Here is a 2,751-nt window from a genome sequence, read left to right on the forward strand (position 1 = left end):
GCCGATGTGCAGGCTTTTACACCTACGATTTCAATTAAAAACTGCACTGAGTAAAAAAAATTTTCTGTTGACTAAATTACTAAAAAAATGGAAACAGAAAAGTTTTTTGCGACAAAAGAGAACTAATCCTTCAATTTAGTATTCAATCCCGCATATTGGCAATACACTGTTGTCTGACGTATTTTTATTCAGTTAGAAATTCAAGAATTTTTTTATTCATATATTCTCTTTCCTCAGAATTTGCATCATTATCCATATTGCTATGATTTATGTTGGTTAGTTCTATCTTAATTCCATATTTCTTTTTCTCTTCTTCGTTTGGTAATACACCTTCATCAGCAGGATAATCATTTGAACGCAAAGTATAAATTTTAGGCTTTGAAACTCTTGGTAATTCCATTCTTCTGTTGTCCATCGAAATAATTTTTTCAGCGAGATTTGGATATTTATGCGCAAATAAAACTGTCATATCTCCACCATTTGAATGACCAATTAAAGCAAGTTTTTGATAGTTAAGATTTGGATAATTTCTCTTCATTTCTTGAAGTGCAAATAATATATTTTGTGCACCTCTTTCCCAATTTGGTCTTCTTGTGATTTGTAATTTTCCATTCATTGCCAACATTTCATCTGTTGGAAGTTCATGTTGAATACTAACAACAAAATATCCTTTTGAAGCCAAAAATTCTGTTAAATATGAGTAAACAAAATAATCTCCACCTAAATTTTCTCCCCAACCATGACTGAAAATTATCGGAATTTGATTTAGATTTTTTGTGTTTTTTGGTTGATAAATTGCGATTGGAATTTTTCGATTTCTTGCTTGGTCAAAATATGTTAAAGTATCAAGTTTAAATTTTCCTGATTTATTTTCAGCAACTTTATTATTTACGGAACATTGGATGAATATAAAAGAGAAAGCTAAAATTATTATATATTTCATTCTTAAACGTAATTTTTTGTAATATGGCAGACAACGAAAAAGTATTAGCGAAGGCGGGCGAAAAGTGAACTGAAAGTTCAGTTTTAGACCAACTGAAGCCAATGCTTTTTCGGTGAAGTAAACTTACAAAAATATTACGGAATTGAAAAGCAGTGGCGACGAAGAATATTCAAATTTTCAATTTGAGTATTCAAGCCCGCTTTTGCTAATACACTGTTATGTGTCGTTTTTATTTTCAAGAAGTGTATTTAATTTGTTATTAAATTCTTTTGTTTCGTTGTCAAGTGAGCCAAAGAACGTTTTGTCAAATTGTTCAACTGTCTTAATTGCTTGTTTAATATTTTTAAGTCCAATTTCTGTAAGTCCAACTGTTTTTGCTCTTGTATCCGTTTTGTGTTCTTGTCGTTTTATAAGACCTTTTGTTTGTAATGTTCTCAAAACTGTTGAAGTTGTCATTGGGTCAATTTTAGTATGGTTGGATAACAGAATTTGCGTTACATTTTGTCCATCCAATGTTAGCCAATGAATACTTGCAAGTAATACAAATTGCGAATGAGTCAAATCGTATTTTTCTAACGCTTTTTTGATTTCTCGTTGCCACAAGTTTGTTACTTGCCACAATAAAAAACCTGTGCTTTCTTCGGTCTTTTCAAAACTAAAATCTGTCTTTGCCATTTTTTATTTTTTTTCAGCAAGTTCAATGAGTTTTTCAACAGCAATAGGAAGTCCAACTTTGATTTTGCTACCAATCACTCTTGAAAACAAAAAAGTCATAAAACCTGTCATTACAACCTTGTGTGTAATTTCAATTCCGTCATTGGTTTCTGTCAAAGTATGGATAAAGTCCATTTTGCAAAGTGGTAAAAAATTTCTACTTGTAAAAGACTTCAAGTTAGTTAGTTCGGTAATTTCAAATTTTGCTATTGGTCCATCTGTTGGTTTTAAAATACCTTTTGTTTCTTTTTGAAATTGTCCAAAAAGTTCAGAGGTTTCAACTTCTTTGTCCCAAACATTCCAATTAGGAATGTCTGCCCAAAGTTTCCAAATTTTCTCTTTTGTTGCTGTCGTTTTACGACTTACTTCTGTTGTCCACATACTAAAATTATTTACTTGACAAAATTGTCTGTGCAAATATAATATGTACACTTATAATAAGCAAGATAATCTTTAATTTTCAATCAGTATTTCGATTTTTGCTGTTTCGGTAAAATGGCACATAACGAAAAAGTATTTATGCAGTGCGGACTAAATAAGAAGGATATTTCTATAATCACAAAACTAAACAAAAACCATTTCTCTTTTTGCTAAACTACGAAAATTTGTAAAAAGGAAATGGTTTTTGTGGCTTTATAAAACTTATCTTTCTACTAAGACTTCAGCTCCGCATTGTATAAATACCATGTTGGCAGAAGTGGTGCTTTATTGTTTTATCATTGTAAACTCACCTTGTGGTAAGGAAAACTGTAAATTATTTTCAGAAAAAACATATTTTGAAATATTGGCTATTTTAACCTGCATTACTTGTTGTCCATTTATAGAAGTTCTTCTCATAAAAAAGTCTGCACTTGTTTCCGTACTTCTATCACTTATTTTAGCTCTAAGTCTTTGTTCATTCGAGTTACATTGAGGACATTTCCATTGTCTGTTAGTGATACCAATCAAAGATCTCCCTGCGATAGCATGTTTTGCAAATTGATTGTTGTAAATGACATTTAGGTTGTTCAAAGTATTTTGTTGGGTCAGCCCGTCTATTTCGTACTTAAATTCACCAATAATTAAATCTTCATAATAACTTCCATTGTATTGTT

General features: G+C 30.8%; 4 protein-coding genes. All 4 read right to left on the reverse strand.

The genetic code is table 11. The annotated features are described in order from the left end of the window. Positions 1 to 184: 184 nt before the first annotated feature. Complete coding sequence (locus tag AC4AGG_RS15995) at positions 185 to 943, reverse strand: alpha/beta hydrolase family protein (protein ID WP_489773021.1); 759 nt, start codon at positions 941 to 943, stop codon at positions 185 to 187. A gap of 216 nt (positions 944 to 1,159) precedes the next feature. Next, complete coding sequence (locus AC4AGG_RS16000; RefSeq protein ID WP_489773022.1) at positions 1,160 to 1,618, reverse strand: MarR family winged helix-turn-helix transcriptional regulator; 459 nt, start codon at positions 1,616 to 1,618, stop codon at positions 1,160 to 1,162. Positions 1,619 to 1,621: 3 nt separating this feature from the next. Beyond that, positions 1,622 to 2,038 carry an SRPBCC family protein gene (locus AC4AGG_RS16005; protein WP_489773023.1) on the reverse strand — a complete coding sequence of 139 codons (417 nt, stop codon included), beginning with the start codon at positions 2,036 to 2,038 and terminating at the stop codon, positions 1,622 to 1,624. Between the two features lie 324 nt (positions 2,039 to 2,362). Continuing rightward, positions 2,363 to 2,751: DUF6705 family protein (locus tag AC4AGG_RS16010; RefSeq protein WP_489773024.1), on the reverse strand; the 389-nt coding region annotated here is incomplete at its 5' end.

The organism is Chryseobacterium sp. CG10_8, from assembly GCF_058117085.1.